The sequence below is a fragment of the Collinsella sp. TM04-29 genome, from assembly GCF_003466565.1.
Taxonomy (GTDB): Bacteria; Actinomycetota; Coriobacteriia; order Coriobacteriales; family Coriobacteriaceae; genus Collinsella.
In genome coordinates this window covers 119289-136963 of record NZ_QSPW01000004.1, presented here as the reverse complement: position 1 = coordinate 136963, position 17675 = coordinate 119289, and the positions used below count along the sequence as shown (strand labels likewise).

The 17675-nt window shown below is 59.7% G+C and carries 13 protein-coding genes; 9 read left to right on the top strand and 4 right to left on the bottom strand.

Features of this window, described 5'->3' with window-relative positions; genetic code table 11:
- Positions 1-125 precede the first annotated feature (125 nt).
- Positions 126-1415, top strand: coding sequence for a chloride channel protein (locus DXD39_RS08405; RefSeq protein ID WP_117803790.1), 1290 nt, complete (start codon positions 126-128; stop codon positions 1413-1415).
- 95 nt (positions 1416-1510) lie between these two features.
- On the opposite strand, the gene DXD39_RS08400 is transcribed toward DXD39_RS08405, so the two are convergent.
- The 3 genes from DXD39_RS08400 to DXD39_RS08390 are packed head-to-tail and all read right to left on the bottom strand — an operon-like array spanning position 1511 to position 3491.
- On the bottom strand, positions 1511-2194 hold the full coding sequence (locus tag DXD39_RS08400; RefSeq protein ID WP_158565500.1) for an ABC-2 transporter permease: 684 nt from the start codon (positions 2192-2194) through the stop codon (positions 1511-1513).
- A gap of 11 nt (positions 2195-2205) precedes the next feature.
- Positions 2206-3087, bottom strand: coding sequence for an ABC transporter ATP-binding protein (locus DXD39_RS08395; RefSeq protein WP_117803788.1), 882 nt, complete (start codon positions 3085-3087; stop codon positions 2206-2208).
- 23 nt (positions 3088-3110) lie between these two features.
- Positions 3111-3491, bottom strand: a complete 381-nt coding sequence (locus tag DXD39_RS08390; protein ID WP_117743314.1) for a GntR family transcriptional regulator — start codon at positions 3489-3491, stop codon at positions 3111-3113.
- 479 nt (positions 3492-3970) lie between these two features.
- Between DXD39_RS08390 and DXD39_RS08385 the strand changes: the two genes are divergently transcribed.
- A complete protein-coding gene (locus DXD39_RS08385) occupies positions 3971-5584 on the top strand; it encodes a peptide chain release factor 3 (RefSeq protein ID WP_117803787.1) in 1614 nt (537 codons plus the stop codon).
- Here DXD39_RS08385 and DXD39_RS10195 read toward each other — a convergent pair.
- Complete coding sequence (locus DXD39_RS10195; RefSeq protein ID WP_158565498.1) at positions 5581-5757, bottom strand: hypothetical protein; 177 nt, start codon at positions 5755-5757, stop codon at positions 5581-5583. The two genes, DXD39_RS08385 and DXD39_RS10195, sit on opposite strands and share 4 nt — an antisense overlap.
- On the opposite strand from DXD39_RS10195, the gene DXD39_RS08380 reads away from it, so the two are divergent.
- From DXD39_RS08380 to DXD39_RS10390, 7 genes are all read left to right on the top strand, one after another.
- Positions 5741-6463 carry a VUT family protein gene (locus DXD39_RS08380; protein WP_233541151.1) on the top strand — a complete coding sequence of 241 codons (723 nt, stop codon included), beginning with the start codon at positions 5741-5743 and terminating at the stop codon, positions 6461-6463. The two genes, DXD39_RS10195 and DXD39_RS08380, sit on opposite strands and share 17 nt — an antisense overlap.
- Positions 6464-6472: 9 nt before the next feature.
- Positions 6473-7153: an SDR family NAD(P)-dependent oxidoreductase gene (locus DXD39_RS08375; protein WP_117803786.1), complete on the top strand. Its 681-nt coding sequence runs from the start codon at positions 6473-6475 to the stop codon at positions 7151-7153.
- Between the two features lie 132 nt (positions 7154-7285).
- Positions 7286-8929: an ATP-binding protein gene (locus DXD39_RS08370; protein ID WP_117803785.1), complete on the top strand. Its 1644-nt coding sequence runs from the start codon at positions 7286-7288 to the stop codon at positions 8927-8929.
- Between the two features lie 2 nt (positions 8930-8931).
- Positions 8932-9885, top strand: coding sequence for a MoxR family ATPase (locus DXD39_RS08365; RefSeq protein ID WP_117803784.1), 954 nt, complete (start codon positions 8932-8934; stop codon positions 9883-9885).
- A 35-nt stretch (positions 9886-9920) separates the two neighbouring features.
- A complete protein-coding gene (locus DXD39_RS08360) occupies positions 9921-11093 on the top strand; it encodes a DUF58 domain-containing protein (protein ID WP_117803783.1) in 1173 nt (390 codons plus the stop codon).
- Position 11094: 1 nt separating this feature from the next.
- Complete coding sequence (locus tag DXD39_RS08355; protein WP_158565496.1) at positions 11095-13407, top strand: transglutaminase domain-containing protein; 2313 nt, start codon at positions 11095-11097, stop codon at positions 13405-13407.
- A gap of 141 nt (positions 13408-13548) precedes the next feature.
- The gene (locus DXD39_RS10390) at positions 13549-17670 is read left to right on the top strand and encodes a leucine-rich repeat protein (protein ID WP_147348104.1); all 4122 of its coding nucleotides are present in this window, start codon (positions 13549-13551) and stop codon (positions 17668-17670) included.
- Positions 17671-17675 lie beyond the last annotated feature (5 nt).

Here is a 17675-nt window from a genome sequence, read left to right as displayed (position 1 = left end):
CTTGGGTCTGTCGCGCGTGCGGTGCCCAGTAGCGCCGTTTACGGCGTAGATGGTTTGCCCGTCTGCGCTGCGCCCGTCTTACAATAAAAGTTATCTTTGTCGCTTTTGACCAACGGGAGGCCCCGATGGATGACCTGGCAAAACCTAAAAACCGTGCGCTGTTTTTAGTGAGCGTGGCTGTGACCGGTGCGTTTGCTGGTGCCGCGGTCTGGCTGTTCTTCTTTGCGATGGAGCATGGTATCGACTATCTATGGACCGAGATCCCGCATATGCTGGGCGTCGCCTCGCCCGAACTCGCGAGCGGTCCGTTCGGTTTTTTGCCGTATCCGTTTTTCGTCTGCCTGCTGGGCGGCTTGGTGATTGGTCTGTACGAAAAGATGACGGGTGCCAAGACCGACGACCTCAACCAGGTGATGGCCAAGGTCAAGCAAGATGGACGCTACCCGTACGACAATCTGGGCAAGCTTTCGCTCGCGGCATTGCTACCGTTACTGTTTGGCGGAAGTATTGGACCGGAAGCCGGTCTGACCGGCGTCATCGCGGGCCTGTGCAGCTGGGTCGGCGACCGCATGCGTCGCTTTGGCGCCGAGTTTAGGGAGCTCACGCTGCTGGGTACCCAGGCTGCCCTGACGGCGCTCTTTACCGCGCCCGTGTTTGGCTTTGTGGCGCCGCTTGCCGGTAGCGCCGACGGCGACGAGGACCCCGCATCCGATGAGATCACCATCAAGCTCCCCAAAGCGCAAAAGACGGTGGTCTACGGCATTGCGATTGCCGGCGGTCTGGGCGCTTACCTGCTACTTGGCCAGCTTGTGGGCGGCGGCATGGGCATGCCGAGGTTCGAGGCCGCCCAGGTGGGTAACCTTGAGCTTGCCTGGCTTATCCCCCTGTCGTTCGTCGGTACGGCCTGCGGCTGGCTGTACTTTGTCTCGGAGCACGCGAGCGAGGCTCTGGCGCACGCGATGGGGGAGCGCCCCGTCGCCAAGGCCATGCTGGCCGGTCTGGTACTTGCCGCCTGCGGTACGGCTCTGCCCTTCACCATGTTTGCCGGCGAGACGCAGGTCGACGTGCTCATGGAAACCTATCTGACCATCCCCGCCGGTATGCTCATCGCGACCGGTCTTGTTAAGGCCATGCTGACCCCCGCCCTCATCAATATGGGCTGGCGTGGCGGCCACTTCTTCCCGGTTATCTTCTCGGGTGTGAGCCTGGGCTATGGCCTTGCCATCCTCACCGGCGCCGATCCGGTCTTTTGTGTCGCCGTCTGCACGGCATCGACGATGGGTGCCGTTATGCGCCAGCCGGTCATGGTCGTGGGCCTGCTGCTCATGTGTTTCCCGCTCAAGGGCATTGTCTGCATGATTATCGCTGCAGCCATCGCCGCCGGCATTCCGCTGCCCAAGCCGCTGCGCAAGTAGTACGGTGGCGCACGCCGGGGACATGCCGTTTGCCATGGATTTGCGGATGGGCGATTGCGACCGATTGTGGCCTACGTGGGTCAAGTTTCGTGTGGCTACAAATCGCGTACTCGATAAACCTTGGTGCTGACGGTGCAGCTGATTGCACATAGCACGAGGGCAAGTGCGGCGATGCCTGCACACAGGCAGCCGAGGACGGCGGGATCGGGATTCGCCCCGGCAATCGATATGAGCCAGTTGCTGATGGGGTTGGAGGAGCTCAACGCTGCCATGGCAAGGCACCCGAGCAGGGCAAACAGGCCGACGGAAAGGCGCAGCGCCTCCATGTGTCCAAATCGAAAGAACAGCGGCTGTGCCAAAAACACCATCATGAGGGAGATGAGCATCGATGCGGCGGAGGCTATTGTGGTCTCAAAGACGATCTGTCCCGTCGAGGGCATGCCCGTGTGATCGAAGAACGGAAGGGTGATGATGCTCAAAAGCGCGGCGGCGCACGCCATGACGGCTGAGAAGACAACGATGCACAGGTAGCGGGCACAAATAATGTCTTTGCGCGAGAGGGGCAGCGTTGCCCGATAACGCTCCCATCCGTTTTGATTGTCGAAGCCGGCCAGCGAGCTCATGACCATGATAGGCGACATGGCGCTGACCGCGCAGGCGCCGGCGCTCATGCCGGAATCGCCATTCGATGCGTTGGCGAGGGTCAACACGACGAAGATGAACAGGCCGACGCCCGCGATGCTCGGGACAAGCGTGCGGACGATGGCGAGCTCAGACATAAAGGCGCGTTTCATTTCGAAGCCCCTTTCAGCATGAGGCGAAGATAGTCATCAATGGTTGCCCGGTCGCAGGGAATCTCGGGGAAGGCTTCGAGCGCCTCGCGACGGTTGGGCACGAGCACGTCAACGCTATAGGCGTGGTGGGCGGCACGGGCGCCTTCGACGCAAGCCATGAGCTCGGACGCTTGTGCTTGGGTGCAGTGGGCGATGCCGGCTCGGTCGGTAATGTCCTCGCGCGGCAGGTCAAACACAATCGAGCCGTTATCGATGCAGATGACGCGGTCGGCAGCGCGATCGAGGTCGGACGTAATATGACTCGAGAGCAGCACGCTGCGCTGGCCGTCGGAAACAAAGGCGAGCAGCTCGTCAAGCAGTTCCTCGCGCGCCATGGGGTCGAGGCCCGCAGTGGCTTCGTCCAAAACGAGCAGCTTGGCATTGTGGCTGAGTGCGCAGGCGAGCTGCAGCTTCATGCCCATGCCGCGGGAGAGGTCCTTGACTTTCGTTTTGGGATCGAGGCCAAATCGGTCGATGAGACTGGCGAACGTTTCGCGGTCCCACGTGGGGTATGCCGAGCCTACGAGCGCCTCGACCTCGCCCACCTTGAGCGTGGAGGGGAAGGGACACGTGTCCAGGACAAGCCCGATGCGGGAGCGCAGGTGGCACTGCGTCTTGTCGGGTGCGTTAGCGTCGCGGTGCTGCCCAAACAGGTGCACCTCTCCGGCATCGAGCTTTATAAGCCCAAGCGCGGCGCGAATGGTCGTTGTCTTGCCGGCGCCGTTTGCGCCCACAAAGCCAACGATCTGGCCGGGCTCCACGGCAAGCGTGACGTCGTGGAGGGAAAAGCGGTCGCTCACGCGGCGCGATACACCTTTGAGTTCTAGCAAATATTGCATGGTATAGCCTTTCTTGCAGATGGCTACTGCATGGTTTCGGGGGCTACCAGGTCGAGCATCTCGTGCAGCTTGTCGCGCGTGACGCCCAGGGTTTCGGCTTGCGTTGCTGCCTGTGCGAGCAGCTCTTCGATATGGCAGAGCTGGTTTTCGCGCAAGAGTTCTTGGTTGCCCTCGGCGACAAAGCAGCCCTTGCCCTGCACGGTGCAGATAAACCCGAGCTGCTCCAGGTCGGCGTAGGCGCGCTTGGTGGTGATGACGCTCACGCCAAGATCGCTCGCGAGTGCACGGATGCTGGGGAGTTTGGCTCCCGCAGCGAGCGCGCCCGAAAGGATCTGAGCTTTGACCTGCGAGGATATCTGTTCGTAGATGGGCTTGTCGCTCGAATTGGATAGGATGATGTCCACAGCGGCTCCTTAGCTGTTGGGCTACACGTGTATATAACCGGTAAGCACAGTATATATACACTATGCACAGTTACGCAAGAGCTAAATGTGGAATAGACCGCCGGCGCCGCGCTTGCTCCAAAACAATCTCAATCTGTAACACCTAGGTCCGTTTTGGGTTGCTTGCTGTTACAGATTGAGATGTTATTTGCCCGCCTGCCTATTTGTCTTGATCTGTAACGGTAAGAGTCGATTTGCGCGGCTAGATGTTACAGATTGAGATTGTGCCGGCGGGCCTGCCAGTTTGTCTTGATCTGTAACAGGTAGGGGCTCAAAACCCGTCTTACTGTTACAGATTGAGACGATCCTTGAGGCGGCTGCCCGGTGCACGGCGAGCTCGGCTGATGAATTTGTCCTGATAGGTGCTCTATGGCGGGATTTCGCGGCTACAATAGTGCGGTTACAACGACGTAATGCACTCAATGCAAGAAAGGATCCGCATGGCAAGCCTGTCGGATGAAATCTCGTCGCGCCGTACATTCGCGATCATCAGCCACCCGGACGCCGGTAAGACCACGCTTACCGAGAAGCTGCTGCTCTATACCGGCAGCATCCAGACTGCCGGCTCGGTTAAGGGCAAGAGCTCGGCCAAGCATGCCGTCTCGGACTGGATGGACATCGAGAAGGAGCGCGGTATTTCCGTTACCTCCTCGGTGCTGCAGTTCACCTACAACGGCGCCTGCGTCAACATCCTCGATACTCCCGGCCACCAGGACTTCTCGGAGGATACCTACCGTACCCTTATGGCCGCCGACGCCGCAGTCATGGTCATCGACGGCGCTAAGGGCGTCGAGGCCCAGACCAAAAAGCTCTTTAAGGTCTGTACGCTGCGCCATATTCCCATCTTTACCTTTGTGAACAAGCTCGACCACGAGGCTCGCGATCCGTTTGAGCTCATGGAAGAGATCGAGAATGTTCTGGGGATCAATACGTATCCCATGAACTGGCCGATCGGCAGCGGGCGCAACTTCCGCGGCGTGTTCGATCGTCAGACCCGTCGCGTCATTGCCTTTGAGGGCGACGGCCACGCCAACGCCACCAAGAAGGTCGCCGAGGTCGAGGCCGAGCTGGGCGATCCGGCCATGGATGAGCTTATTGGCGAGGAGAACCACAAGAACCTGATGGACGACATCGAGCTGCTCGATGGCGCCGGCGACGAGCTCGACCTGGATGCCGTGGCCTGCGGCAAGCTGAGCCCGGCGTTCTTTGGCTCGGCGCTCACCAACTTTGGCGTGGAGCCCTTCCTCAAGGAGTTCCTGCGTCTGGCCCCGACGCCGCGCGCCTATACCGATACGCTTACCAGCGAGCCGGTCGCGCCCGCCGAGAACGACTTTAGCGGCTTTGTCTTTAAGATCCAGGCCAACATGGACAAGAACCACCGCGACCGCATCGCCTTTGTGCGCATTTGCTCGGGCAAGTTCGAGCGCGGCATGGACGCCTTCCACGTGCAGGGCAACCGCAAGCTCAAGCTGGCGACGGGCACCTCGATGATGGCCGATGACCGCGCCATCGTGGACGAGGCGTGCGCGGGCGATATCGTGGGCCTGTTCGATCCGGGTATCTTTAGCATCGGTGACACCGTGTGCTCCGGCAAGCGCCACGTGCAGTATCCGCAGATCCCGACGTTTGCCCCCGAGATGTTCGCTCGCATTACGCAGGTCGACACACTCAAGCGCAAGCAGTTTGTGAAGGGCATGGAGGAGCTTGCCCAGGAGGGTGCCATCCAGATCTTCCGCGAGCTGGGTGCCGGCATGGAGAGCGTCATCGTGGGCGTGGTCGGCGTGCTGCAGTTTGAGGTGCTCGAACGTCGTCTTAAGGCCGAGTACCGTGTTGAGGTTCGTCGCCAGCCGCTGCCCTATACGGACATCCGCTGGATCCAGAACGACCCCGACACCATCGATATCCCGGGCCTTTCGCTCACGCGCGACACGCTGCGCGTCGAGGACATGCGCGGCGGTAAGCTGCTGCTGTTCACGAGTCCGTGGAACGTGGACTGGGCAACCGACCACAACCCCGACCTTATCCTGTCGGAGTTTGGCAACGTAACGTTTTAGTGCACCGGCGCGGTGGCCTTGCGGGGCTGCCGCGCCGTTTGCTTGCCTGCCGCCGCGTGAGCGGCTATCATACCCACCGTCGCCTCAAGACCGTGGCGGCCGAGCAGTTCGGGTCCGATATCCTGCTCGTTAAACCTAAAACCAAAGGAGTACATAATGATCAAGAAGGTCATGGAGGACTACAAGGTCCTGTTGCGGAGCATTCCCGCGGCAACGGTTTCGCTGTTTTTCGTGAGCGTCATCATGATGAACCTGCTGGCCAACAAAGAGCTTATCAGCCTGCCATATCTGGCGCTCGACTGCGGCTTTGTGGTGAGCTGGGTCTCGTTTTTGTGCCAGGACATGATCTGCAAGCGTTTTGGCGCCAAGGCATCCATCAAAATCTCTATCCTCGCGCTGGCGGTCAACCTGGCCGTAAGCCTGTGCTTTTGGCTGTGCTCGCTCACGCCCGGCATGTGGGGCGCCTACTATGACACGGGCATGATCGAGGTCAACACCGCCCTTAACGCCACCATCGGCGGCACCTGGTACGTGGTGTTGGGCTCTTCGCTGGCAATGCTCGTTTCTGCCGTGGTGAACTCCACGCTCAACCAGTCGCTCGGCCGTATGCTCAAAAAGAATAACTTTGCGAGCTTTGCCTTCCGTTCCTATGTGTCCACGGGTGTTGGCCAGTTTATCGACAACCTGGTCTTTGCCATTGTGGTGAGCCACACGTTCTTTGGCTGGACCTGGGTGCAGGTTCTTATGTGCTCGCTGACGGGTGCCGTCGCCGAGCTGCTGTGCGAGGTCTTCCTGAGCCCCGTGGGCTACAAGGTCGTGCGCGGCTGGGAGCGCGAGAATGTGGGTGCTGAGTACCTCGAGCGCCACGCAACCGCCTAAGGAGCAGATATGCGGGTTTTGATCACGGGCGCTTCGGGCGGCATCGGGGCCGCGTGCGTGCAGCGCTTTTTGGACGACGGCCACGAAGTCGTGGGCTTTGATCTGCTGCCGGCGGCGATCGAACACGAGCGCTACCGCCATCTGATCGTTGATGTCCGCGAGCCGGACTCGTTTCCAGGCGAGCTTGAACCCCAGGTGATCGTAAACGTCGCCGGTACGCAGGATTCGGCCAACGATATTGCCGCCAACCTGTGCGGCACCATCAACGTGACCGAGCGCTATGCCTTTGTGGGGGAGGGGCTTGCCGCCAAGCCGGCGCCGGCCATTACATCCGTGGTCAATGTGGGGTCGGCGAGCGGGCATACGGGATCGGAGTTTCCCGCCTATGCCGCCAGCAAGGGCGGCGTTATCGCCTACACCAAGAACCTTGCAAACCGCTTGGCGCCGCAGGCCATCGCCAACAGTGTGGACCCGGGCGGCGTTATCACGTCGCTCAACCGTTGCGTGATGGAAGACGAACACCTGTGGAACCAGATTATGGAGCTCACGCCGCTTAAACGCTGGGCCACCGCCCAAGAGATCGCCGAGTGGATCTACTTTGTGGGCGTGGCCAACCGGTTTATGACCGGGCAGAGCCTGCTGATCGATGGCGGCGAGGCCGGCCGCACCCAGTTTATCTGGCCCGAGTAACAAAACGCGCCCGATGGCAAGGTTGCCTCGGGCGCGTTTTGCATCATTAATTGCTAACTTTAGCTGGGTATTATCTCTGTAAAGTGCCTTTGAGCTGGTAGACTAAACCCCGAAATATGAAAAGGGGGCATATTGGGGCTGTTCGGTTCACACGAGAAGCGCGACGCGGACCGAGCGCGTCGACTGTTTGAAGAGGCGCTTGCGCAGCAAGGGCCCAACGTTGCGCTGGTCTTGCGTGCCAGCGACTGTCTTCCGCTCTATATCACCCCAAATTTTGAACGCGTCTTTGGCGTATCGCCCGAGCGTATTGGCGACGACATCGAGACGCTGTACCGTTTTATTCCCGATAGCGACCGTGTTCGCATACAGCGACAGGTGAGGGACTGGGACCACGCGACTCCGCTGAACCTTCTGTGCTCCTACCATGCGCCCCATGGAGAAAAAACGCAGCTCAGCATTAGGTTTACGATTGCGCTCATTCAAGACGGCACGCAGTACCTGGTTTCTGCAGTCGATGTGACGACCGAAAACGAGCGTATCGCCAAAGCGGAGTCCGAGCGCGATCGCGCCGTCGAGACCGCCAACGCGCGCACGGACTATATGAACCAGATGAGCCACGAGATCCGCACGCCGCTCAATGGCATCGAGGGCATGATTTCGCTTGCCCGCGAGCATCATGCAGATGAGCCTCGCCTGATGGACGACTTGTCTCGCGCCTCGCAGCTTTCGGCCTACTTGCTTTCGCTTATCAACGATATGCTCGATATGAGCCGCCTCAACAGCGGGCGCGTGCGCCTTGACGATGCGCCGTTTGATATGCGTCTGTTTGCCGACGAGATCGAGCGCATGTTTAGCTCGCAGGCAGCCGACAAAGGGCTTACGTACTCGGTCAATCTGGAGGACTGCGAAAACGTTTTTGTCGTGGGCGACCGCATGCGCCTGTCGCAGATCGTCATCAACTTTATCTCCAATGCGGTCAAGTTTACCGAGCAGGGCGGCAGCGTTACCGTGACTCTGCGCGAGATGTACCAGGCAGACGGCGGCGTGAGCTATATGCTGCGCGTGCGCGACACGGGCAAGGGTATGGATCCTCGCTACGTCAGCAAAATCTTTAAGCCGTTTGAGCAGGAGGACCGCACCATCGCGCGCCGCTACGGCGGAACGGGCCTGGGCATGGCCATTACGAGCGCGCTCGTCGACCTGATGGGCGGCGAGATCGTCGTCGATACCGAGCCCGGTCGTGGCTCAACGTTTTCGGCCTACATCCCGCTGCGCCTGGCCACGTCCGAGCAGGTTGAGGACCTTAAACTCAAAGGGCAGACGCTCGAGACGGCTCCCGATTCCCTTGGTTCGTCGTTTACCTACCAGTTTGAGGGCAAGCGATTCCTGTTGGCCGAGGATAACGAAATCAATGCCATGATCGTGATTGAGCTGCTGGCAAGACGAGGCGCGGCGGTCGAGCGTGCCGAGAACGGCCAAGCGGTCGTTGAGCGATTCCGGAGCATGCCCGCGGGTACGTACGATGCGATCCTTATGGATATTCAGATGCCCGTGCTTAACGGCTGGGAAGCGGCAGAGCGGATTCGAGGGCTTAATCGTGATGACGCCGCCGCCATTCCCATCATTGCGCTTTCCGCCAATGACTACACCGAGGACGTTGAGCGCTCGCTCGCCGCGGGCATGAACGGACATGTGGGCAAGCCCATTGATCTGAACGTTTTGAAAGCACAGCTGGCGGCCGCGATGGCAGAGGCAGCTTACCGAGGAAATGAGTAACCGTGATCGTCGAACAGTCAAGCAGCATCATCAACGAAGTGAGCCGCGCCCTGCTGGGCAAGCGCGATGTGATTGAGAAGGCTCTCATGGCCATCTATGCCGGCGGTCATATCCTGTTGGAGGATGTGCCCGGTACCGGCAAGACGACGCTGGCCCTGGCTCTTTCGCGTGCACTGGGTCTGGACTTTAAGCGCGTGCAGTTTACGCCCGATACGCTGCCCTCGGACATTACGGGCTTTACGATGTTCGACCGCGACACCGGCACGTTTCGCTTTGTGTGGGGTGCCGTCAACTGCAACATGCTGCTGGGCGACGAGATTAACCGGACCAGCGCAAAGACGCAGTCGGCCCTGCTCGAGGTTATGGAAGAGCGCGCGGTGACTATCGACGGGCAGACACATCAGGTCCCGCGTCCCTTTGTGTGTATCGCAACCGAGAACCCGGTGGGCTCGGCGGGCACCCAGCCGCTGCCCGATAGCCAGCTCGACCGCTTTATGGTTCGTCTGTCCGTTGGCTATCCGTCGCGCCAGGACCAGATCGATATCCTCAAGGCCCGTCGCTATGTCAACCCGCTCGACGACATTAAGCCCATGGTTGCCTGCGATGATCTGCTCGATATCCAAAACTACCTGGGCAATGTACAGGTTGCCGACACGGTGCTGGATTATATCGTCCGCCTGTGCGAGGAGACCCGTAATGACGATCTTGTCGAGCTGGGCGTGAGCCCCCGCGGCATTATCGCGCTCACCCGCATGGCGCGCGCCTGCGCATTGATTCGTGAGCGCGACTATGTGGTGCCCGAGGACGTGCGCGAGGTATTTAAGGCTGTTTGCGCCCACCGTCTCGTTTTACGCCCCCAGGCGCGTATTGAATCGATTGGCGCCGCCGACGTCCTCGACCGCATCCTCGCTGCCGTTCCCGCCCCGTCTATGGGTCAGGTTCGCGGCCGCTCGTAGCGGATCGTTTACCTTTTGCGTCCTACGTTACGCCCATGATTGCCAACAAGATTACCTATATCGTGTCCGTCGCGCTCCTGCTCGCCACGTTTGTGTTTACCGCCAATGCGGCCGCGCTCGCTGCTGCCGCGGCGTTGATCGCCATGCCCGTGATTACGGTGGCGGCGTGCCGTTCGAGCGTTGCCCTGCTCAAGCTTAGCTTTGAGCTTCCCCGGTCGTGTGTTGTCAACGCGCCTCTTGTATTGCGCATCACACTGGATCGCCCGCTTATGTTTCGCGGTCGTATGGAGCTGTCGTTTTCGGTTTATAACCAGCTGACGGGAGCGCGGGCAGTCTATCCCGTAAGTCTTGCCCCCGCGACGGGCAGGCCCGCTTTGTTTGAGCTGGAGCTCGATTCGACCGTCTGCGGTGCGCACACGATTACCCTTGACACCGCGCGCCTGGTCGATGAGATGGGCTTTACGTCGCTTGCTCTCGAGAATGCAGACTTTCATGGGTTGTTTACGGTCTATCCCGAGGTGCTCGACATCCAGGTTGTTCCTAACCAAAGTGCTTCTGCCGGTCTTGAGGGCACGAGCTACGACCCCCATCGAAGCGGCCAAGATGCCTCCGAGGTCTTTGACATAAGGCCCTATCACGAGGGTGATGCCGTTAAGTCGATTCACTGGAAGCTGTCGACGCGTTTTGACGACATGCTGGTGCGCGAGGCTTCGCGCCCACAAGACCACGCTATTGCCATCTTGTTTGGTGCGTTTGCGTGCGACTTTGAGCACGCAAGCCACGCTGAGGTTCTTTCTGCGGTGCTGGGTTTTACCGCATCGATATCGCTGGCGCTTATGCGTCAGGGATACCATCATGTGGTCGTGGCTGCCCCCGAAGGCTCTTTGGCTGTCTATCCCGTTGATGACCGACGTGGGTTCAATAGGATGCTTGATGCTTTGACGGCAACGCCGCTCGGCCCTGCCTATCCAACATCGCACGAGCACTATGCCAAGCTCGTGGCAGCAAAGGGCATTGGCAAAACGGTGCTGGTAACGGTGGGCGTCGATGAACAGGCCTATATCGAGATAGGCCGTCTGACCGATCTATCGGTACTCCATGTGTCGGATTCGGTCGAGTCGTATAGCATCGAGCACGGAGCCAACTACATCATCACGCATTGCCCGGTATCGAGTGATTCGGCCCGTATCAAGAGTCTGGAGCTCTAAGATGGACTTTGTGACTCTTACCTCGACGGAGCACATCGCTTCGAACAGTCGCGTTGTTGCCGTATTCCTGTCGGTGGCTCCCGCGGTGTTACTGTCTGCAGGTTTTTGCTGCACAATTGCTTGGTGCCTGAGCGTAACGTACATGGGGGTCATGCTTGCCGTCGCCGCTGGCGTGGCTGTTGCGCTGAGCGTTTTGGATGTTTCGCTGGCGTCGAAAAAGACCTCCCTCTGGATAGCCTTGGCTGCGGCGTCCGTGGCGCTTTTATGCGCGCTCTTAGTTCCTTCGGCACGCTGGGGCTTCTATGCGTGCGTCAATACCGTTATCGCTCGCGTCAACTCGATCTGTGAACTGTATATTCCATTGGTGGCAGACGCCGGTCTGCTGTGTGAAGCCGTGTCGCTGGCGGTGCTCGCCGGCATGTTTGCCGGCTCACTCGCCTGGCTTTTTGCCAACTTGAGCGTTTCGTGGCCCACGCTCTTAATCATCGTTATCTGCGGCTCGGCTTCCATGGCGCTGCAGCTTGGTGATTCTGCGATGTCTATGACGCTGGGCGTTGCGGGCTGGCTTGTCCAGTGCCGTGCTGACGAGTTGCGGGGCTCTACGGTAGGTTTGCCCCAGGTTCTATTTGGTCTTGGCGGCCTGTGCGTTGCATGCGGCGTTCTCTTTGCACTGACCGTTGCCCTTGTACAACCTCTTCCCGCGTTGTCCGCCCTGTCGGCGTCTGCCGTCAGAGCAGTCCAGGGCGTTCGATTTGGGGACGATTCGCTGCCCGAGGGCGACCTTTCGCAAGCGGCGGACATGAACGAAGGCGAGTCCACGACGCTGTCGCTTGCCGCCAGCAAGACGCTCGGCGACGACCTGCTCATGAAGGGTTTTGTGGGCACGACGTTTGATGGCATGTCTTGGGGGCGCGGCGACTGGATGTCCTACGAGGGCGAATGGTCCGGCATGCGTGAATGGCTGCGTCAGAACGGTTTGACGGTAGCCGAGCAACGCGCCGCGTTTGATACCGAGACCGAGCGTGAGGGCGGCGAGCCTGTCGAGGCGGTTGAGATTTCAGTCAATGCCTCGGGCGCCAACCGCAGATACACCTATGCTCCCTATACGCTGCGCTCGCTGAGCGGTGCCGACGCAATGTTGACGGGCTCGACGATGCTAAGCATGGACCTTTTGCCGTCCAAAACATACAGTGTGACCGTCGATAACGTGCCATCAGATGACGTCATTGCAGATTCGAGCTGGCTGGCGTCCTCCAAGAGCGACTATGCAAAAAGCGAGCGGGTATACGCCGCTTTCGTTCGCGATAAGTACCTGGACGTTCCCGAAGAGGAGCGGGATGCCGTTAATACATACCTGTTCTCGAGCGACAGCTGGGATGCTGGGGCGAATGTTTCGGATACAGCCGTGATCAGTCGCGTGCGCACGATGTTGGCTTCGCTTGCGGGGCAGACGGATAACCCGCCAACCTATACGGGGGCGACGTCGTTTGTCGCGTGGTTCTTGGGCACGGCGCACGAGGGCAACTCTGCCTACTTTGCCACGGCGGCGACGCTCGCGTTTCGATCTCAGGGAATTCCCGCGCGCTATGTCGAGGGCTATCGGGCAGCAGATGATCAGCTGGCCGCTGCTGTTGGGGCAGGCGTGGCGCTCAACTTGACGGCTGCCGATGCGCACGCGTGGACCGAGATCTACCTTGACGGTCAGGGATGGACGCCCGTGGAGGTCACCCCTGGATACTATAGCCAGACGCTCGATGCCGATAAGATTATCGATGTGGGCGAGGCATGGAGCAACGGCGCCAACGATAAGACGCTCGATGCGGGCTCGGTTGCAGGACAGGCCGAGGATAAGCATCGCGAGGATGTGCCGGTAATGTATAACATCCCCGTTGTGGCCAAAGTTGGGGTCAGTTTGATCGGCACGGCGATCGCCGCCCTGCTCGCTCTGTTTGTTCGCAGGTTTGTCTTGCGCGCTCGGCGCACGCGGGCTATCGAGAGCGATGAGCAGGATATATGCGTGCCGGCGCTCTACGGCTATCTTGCCCTTGTGATGAACCAAAGCGGTCTCGACGCCTTTGACGAGACCAAGCCGCTCGATTGCCTGGACACCTTTGCCGCGGTGTTCCCCCAGATCGACCCGTGGGAATACCGCCGAGCGATTCAACTCCATCAAGCCTATGCGTTTGGTGGGCGCCAGCTTAAGCCAAACGAGTTGCGCACGCTCCGTCGTTTTACCGAACGCCTGCATCGGAGCATGCCGGTTCCGCAAACTGTTATTGAACGCTTCCGCCGCTACATGCTGCACGCGTTGTAGAGGGAGTAGGTCTACGTGTTTTCTAAATATCCTCAACATATGGCTTCGCACAAGAACGCGGCGTCGGCCAAATTAAAAGGCCCGCGGAATGCGTCCGCGCGCGTTCAGCATGCCGCTAAAAATATGTATCGCGCCAAGCCTTTGGCTGCAACGCGCGTTGTGGCAGCGGCGGTTTCGGTTGCTGCGGTCGGCGTATTTGGCGCGGTCGCCTTTGAGTTGGCTCAGAGTAATCTGAGCTTCGATCCTTCGGGGTATATCGCTGCATACAGTCACGGTGACGCGGAGTCCGGCGAGGCGTATCGGATCAGTCCGCTCTCGACGGATGCCGAGGCAAATCGTCATGACGAGGATAGCGACAGCCGGGACACGAGCGCACGTGAGCAGCAGGCGCGGCTCGATAATGCGCAGGGACAGGTAAATCTGACGGGGCAAAGCGGCACGACCGCCTACAACGTTACCGGCAGCGCCGATGGAACGGGCGTAGGAGTTGCGGGTGGTTCGGGCAGCGGCGCGGGCGGCGCTGGCGGCTCGGGCGCGGGACAGAACGTCCCCGTCATTAATGGGGGTGGAGCGTCTGGCGGCAATGCCGGCGGCGGTGCGGGTGGAAACGGTTCGGGCGGTAACGGCGGTAGTGGCGGCTCGGCCACCTCGACGGCCAATTCCTACAAGTATCTTCTTGCGGACCCCGCGCCCCAAAAGGGTGCCCCCATGGGAGACACAACGTTCTTTACGCAGTTTAACGGTGCAAATGGATTGATCGATCCCCATGAGGTGCAGATTTCACCCATGGAGGATGCAATCTACGATGGGCAGATGCTCGACGCCTGGACGCTGTTCTGCGCCATGGATGTCCACTGGAGTGACGACAAAGGCCTCTACTATCTTGCCTGCACCAAGGACGAGTTCGCCTCGTTTCCGTATCTCCGCATCGACTCGTGGACCAATGCCGCGGGCGAGCAGAATCCGGCGCTGTGCTCGAGCCAGCCGCTCACGGTAAGCGTCTCGCTGCGCTTGTCGCAGGATACGGCGTGGACGACGCGTAACGTTACCATCCAACCGGCGCGGTCGCGCCTGTTTGTGGTCGGCCAGCCCGATTCGATGGGCCAGCGAAGCGTGATTTGGAGCACGCTGAGCTCCAAGGAGAACCTGCTGGGTGTCAACACACAAGAAGCCTTTATGAAGCAGGCGGGCCATGTCGATTCGGGGGGCTACCTCAATGCCTTGTTGCTGGGGTGGCGCGAGAACGAGGCGGCCGTCCCGTATTTCTACACGCTGACACCCGGTCGCCATGTGGTGGTTCCCGGCGACATCGTGTCCATCGACCCCGCCTACAAGGTGCGTTTTCAGGGTTATGCTCTCGACGAGGACTATCGCTTTGACGACGACCCTACCAGCCTCAATAACTCACGCCTGCAGACGCTTGTCGATGTGGATGAGTCGGTCGTGTCGGTCGATGGCGGGGGCGAGACGCTCAGCGTTCCGCAGGGTGTGCAGGCGGTCGACGCCTATACCGACAGTCGTCAGCGTGAAGTCTTTACGTGGCAGATCAACAATCTAGAGCTACCGTCCTCGGTGTACTACGTCAACGTCAATGCGGGCTTTCAAGTGCTCGATGTCTACCGCGTCGCGTCGGATAACCCCGTCTATGCCGCAACGGATGAGGGTATCTTGACCTCTCGCGATGGCAAGGAGTATCTGGGCGTTCCCTACCATACGCGCGAGCTCGATGTTCCCGCCGATATTGCCCATGTCGTCATTCCCGATCGCAATAAGCTCGATCGTATTGTTCTGCACGCGTCCAAAGAGGGCGAGTTGCCCCAGATTGACGTGAGCAATCTGCAGGACTGCACCCTGGTCGTCGACGATGCCGCGCTGCTCGATTTTATTACCGAGCACGCGGACGAACTAGAGAATGCCTACGGCGTATACGTGTCGCCCGCGACCAACCCCAGTGTCCAGCTCACGTACTCACAGGGGCTGGTGTACAACATTAATTCGCAGCTCGAAAGCGACCTGTGCTATGTGCTCGATACGGGTTCCAATATTGCCCTGGTGCAGATTTCCAACACCATCAAGAAGGGTGCCTTTGCGGGCAACACTTCGGTGGACACGCTGGTACTCATGCCGTGGTTTGACGATAAGGTGACGCTCGAGGACGGCAGTCTTGAGGGCGGTTCCGTGCGGACCATCGTGTGCGCAACCGATGAGCAGGTCGCGTATGTCGAACAGCGCAAGGCTGCCGCCGGTGCACCCGATGCGCGCGTGATTAAGATGAGCCTGTCTCAAGACGGATACTTGTATTACGCCAACGCCGACAAGACGATTTTGCTGTCCGCTGCAGGCGATGAGGATGGCAACCTGTCCGCGACCTTTGACGGCACCTTGCTTGCGGATGGCGGCAAGCAGCTCCAAGTAGATTCCATCGCACCGTATGCTTTCTCGGGCGATGCGGAGCTCAGGTTTGTCAATCTGGGCGAGAAGACGAGTGCCATCGGCCGTAACGCGTTTGAGAACTGCCAAAACCTTCAAGGTGTGTTTATCGGCACGCCCGATAGCATTGAGGTGGGTGCCGATGTCTTTAAGGGCTGCACGGGCCTGGGCTTTGTGGCGTCGCGTGCTAAAAAGGCTGTCTTTGCCACGACCGAGAATCCCAATCCGGCCGGCTGCACCTGGTATGCGCCCGATGGCGAGCTGCAGGGCTACGACAGCCGCTTTGTCACTGTCGACGGCATTTACGATTTTGCTTGCGATGCCCAAAGCGACGACGCGCCCCTTCTCTACGGCTATTACGATGGCGACGAGGAAGGCAAGCCAAGCATCCTGCTCGGTGCGCCCTCGATGCTCAACGGTACGATTGAGCTGCTGCCGAGTACGATTGAGATCTTTGGCGGCTATTCCTTGTCTGGCGCCAAGGACCTGCCTGGTGCCTTTGAGGGGACCGGAGGCGCGTGGGATGTCGATTGGGCTTCGGCTCCCAATCTGGCATATATCGATCGCTATGCCTTCAGGAATTCCGGCATCGCCGGCGACCTGAACATCGATCTTCCCGATAACGATATCTACGTCGGCGTGTCGGCGTTCGAAGGCTGTACGAATCTTGTCTCGGCGTCTGTGCACGCGGCAACGATCGAAATCAGCGACCAGGCATTCATGGACTGCCCGAGGCTCGCGAGTGCATCGTTTGTGGCGGATACCAATGGCGACTACGACGCAGCTACGGGTGCGGGCTCTCGAAACTACCTGGCGTCATCGGTGTTTGGCAATGATGCCGCCTTTACGAACTTGACCGTCGGTACCGGTATCGCGACGCTGGGCCATCCATCGCCGGGTGTGGGTTTCTTCTTGGACGGCGCAACCGATGCCCAAGAAGAGGCCAGCCGCATTCACCTGTCGTTGCCCAGCGGCATGGAGCAGGACTACCTCAATGCATGGGTCTACGGACTCATTGGCTACGACGACTACGACACGTATTATGGCGTTGTGGAATTTGGCATGCTTTCCGATTGGTTCATGGGGGAGGGTCCGGAGCCGACGGCCGATGCGGTTAGGGCGCAGATGGCTCAGAACCTATTGGAGCCCGAGAATCGCCTGCGAACCATGATGGGGCTGCCGTTGGTCGAGGCTTCTACGGTTATCCAGGCGGACGGCGATGCGTTCGAGAGCGATGAATGGAAGATCGAGGACAGCGGTGACGGTACCGCCACGCTGGTCTCGGCGCCGTCCGATATCGAGCGTGCCGATTTAGCGAGTGTGTTGACGGGACCGACCGTAATCGACTCGAACGCCTTCTCGCACTGTTCGAACCTCACCGAGATTGAGCTGTGCGATAAGGTGGTCGGCATCCAGAGCGGTGCGTTTGCGGGCTGCAGCGGCGTGACGGTGACGCTGCCTACTGGCTGTCTGCTGCCGGAGTTGCTGGGCGGGATGGAGAGCATGCCGTTCTCGTTTGGCGGCAACGTGGCGCTCAATATTGCCGAGGCCGATCGCGAGCCGCTGCTCAAGACGTGGTCTCGTCAGATGGTGGGGGTTGCCACAGACGACGAGGAGGCCGACTACGTTGAGAGCAAGTGGTTCGGCAACGTCAACATGGATACGTTTGAGTCGCCGACGTTCGATGTGCTCAATAAGGCCGTAAATGAGCCCATCATGGAGTGCGAGAATCGCTTGCGCTCGCTGATGGGCATGGAGGCCATAAGCGATATCGGCGAGCTCGGCGACCCCATTGATATCAATAAGTATCCGCAATATTGGATCGCCGGCTAGGCAGG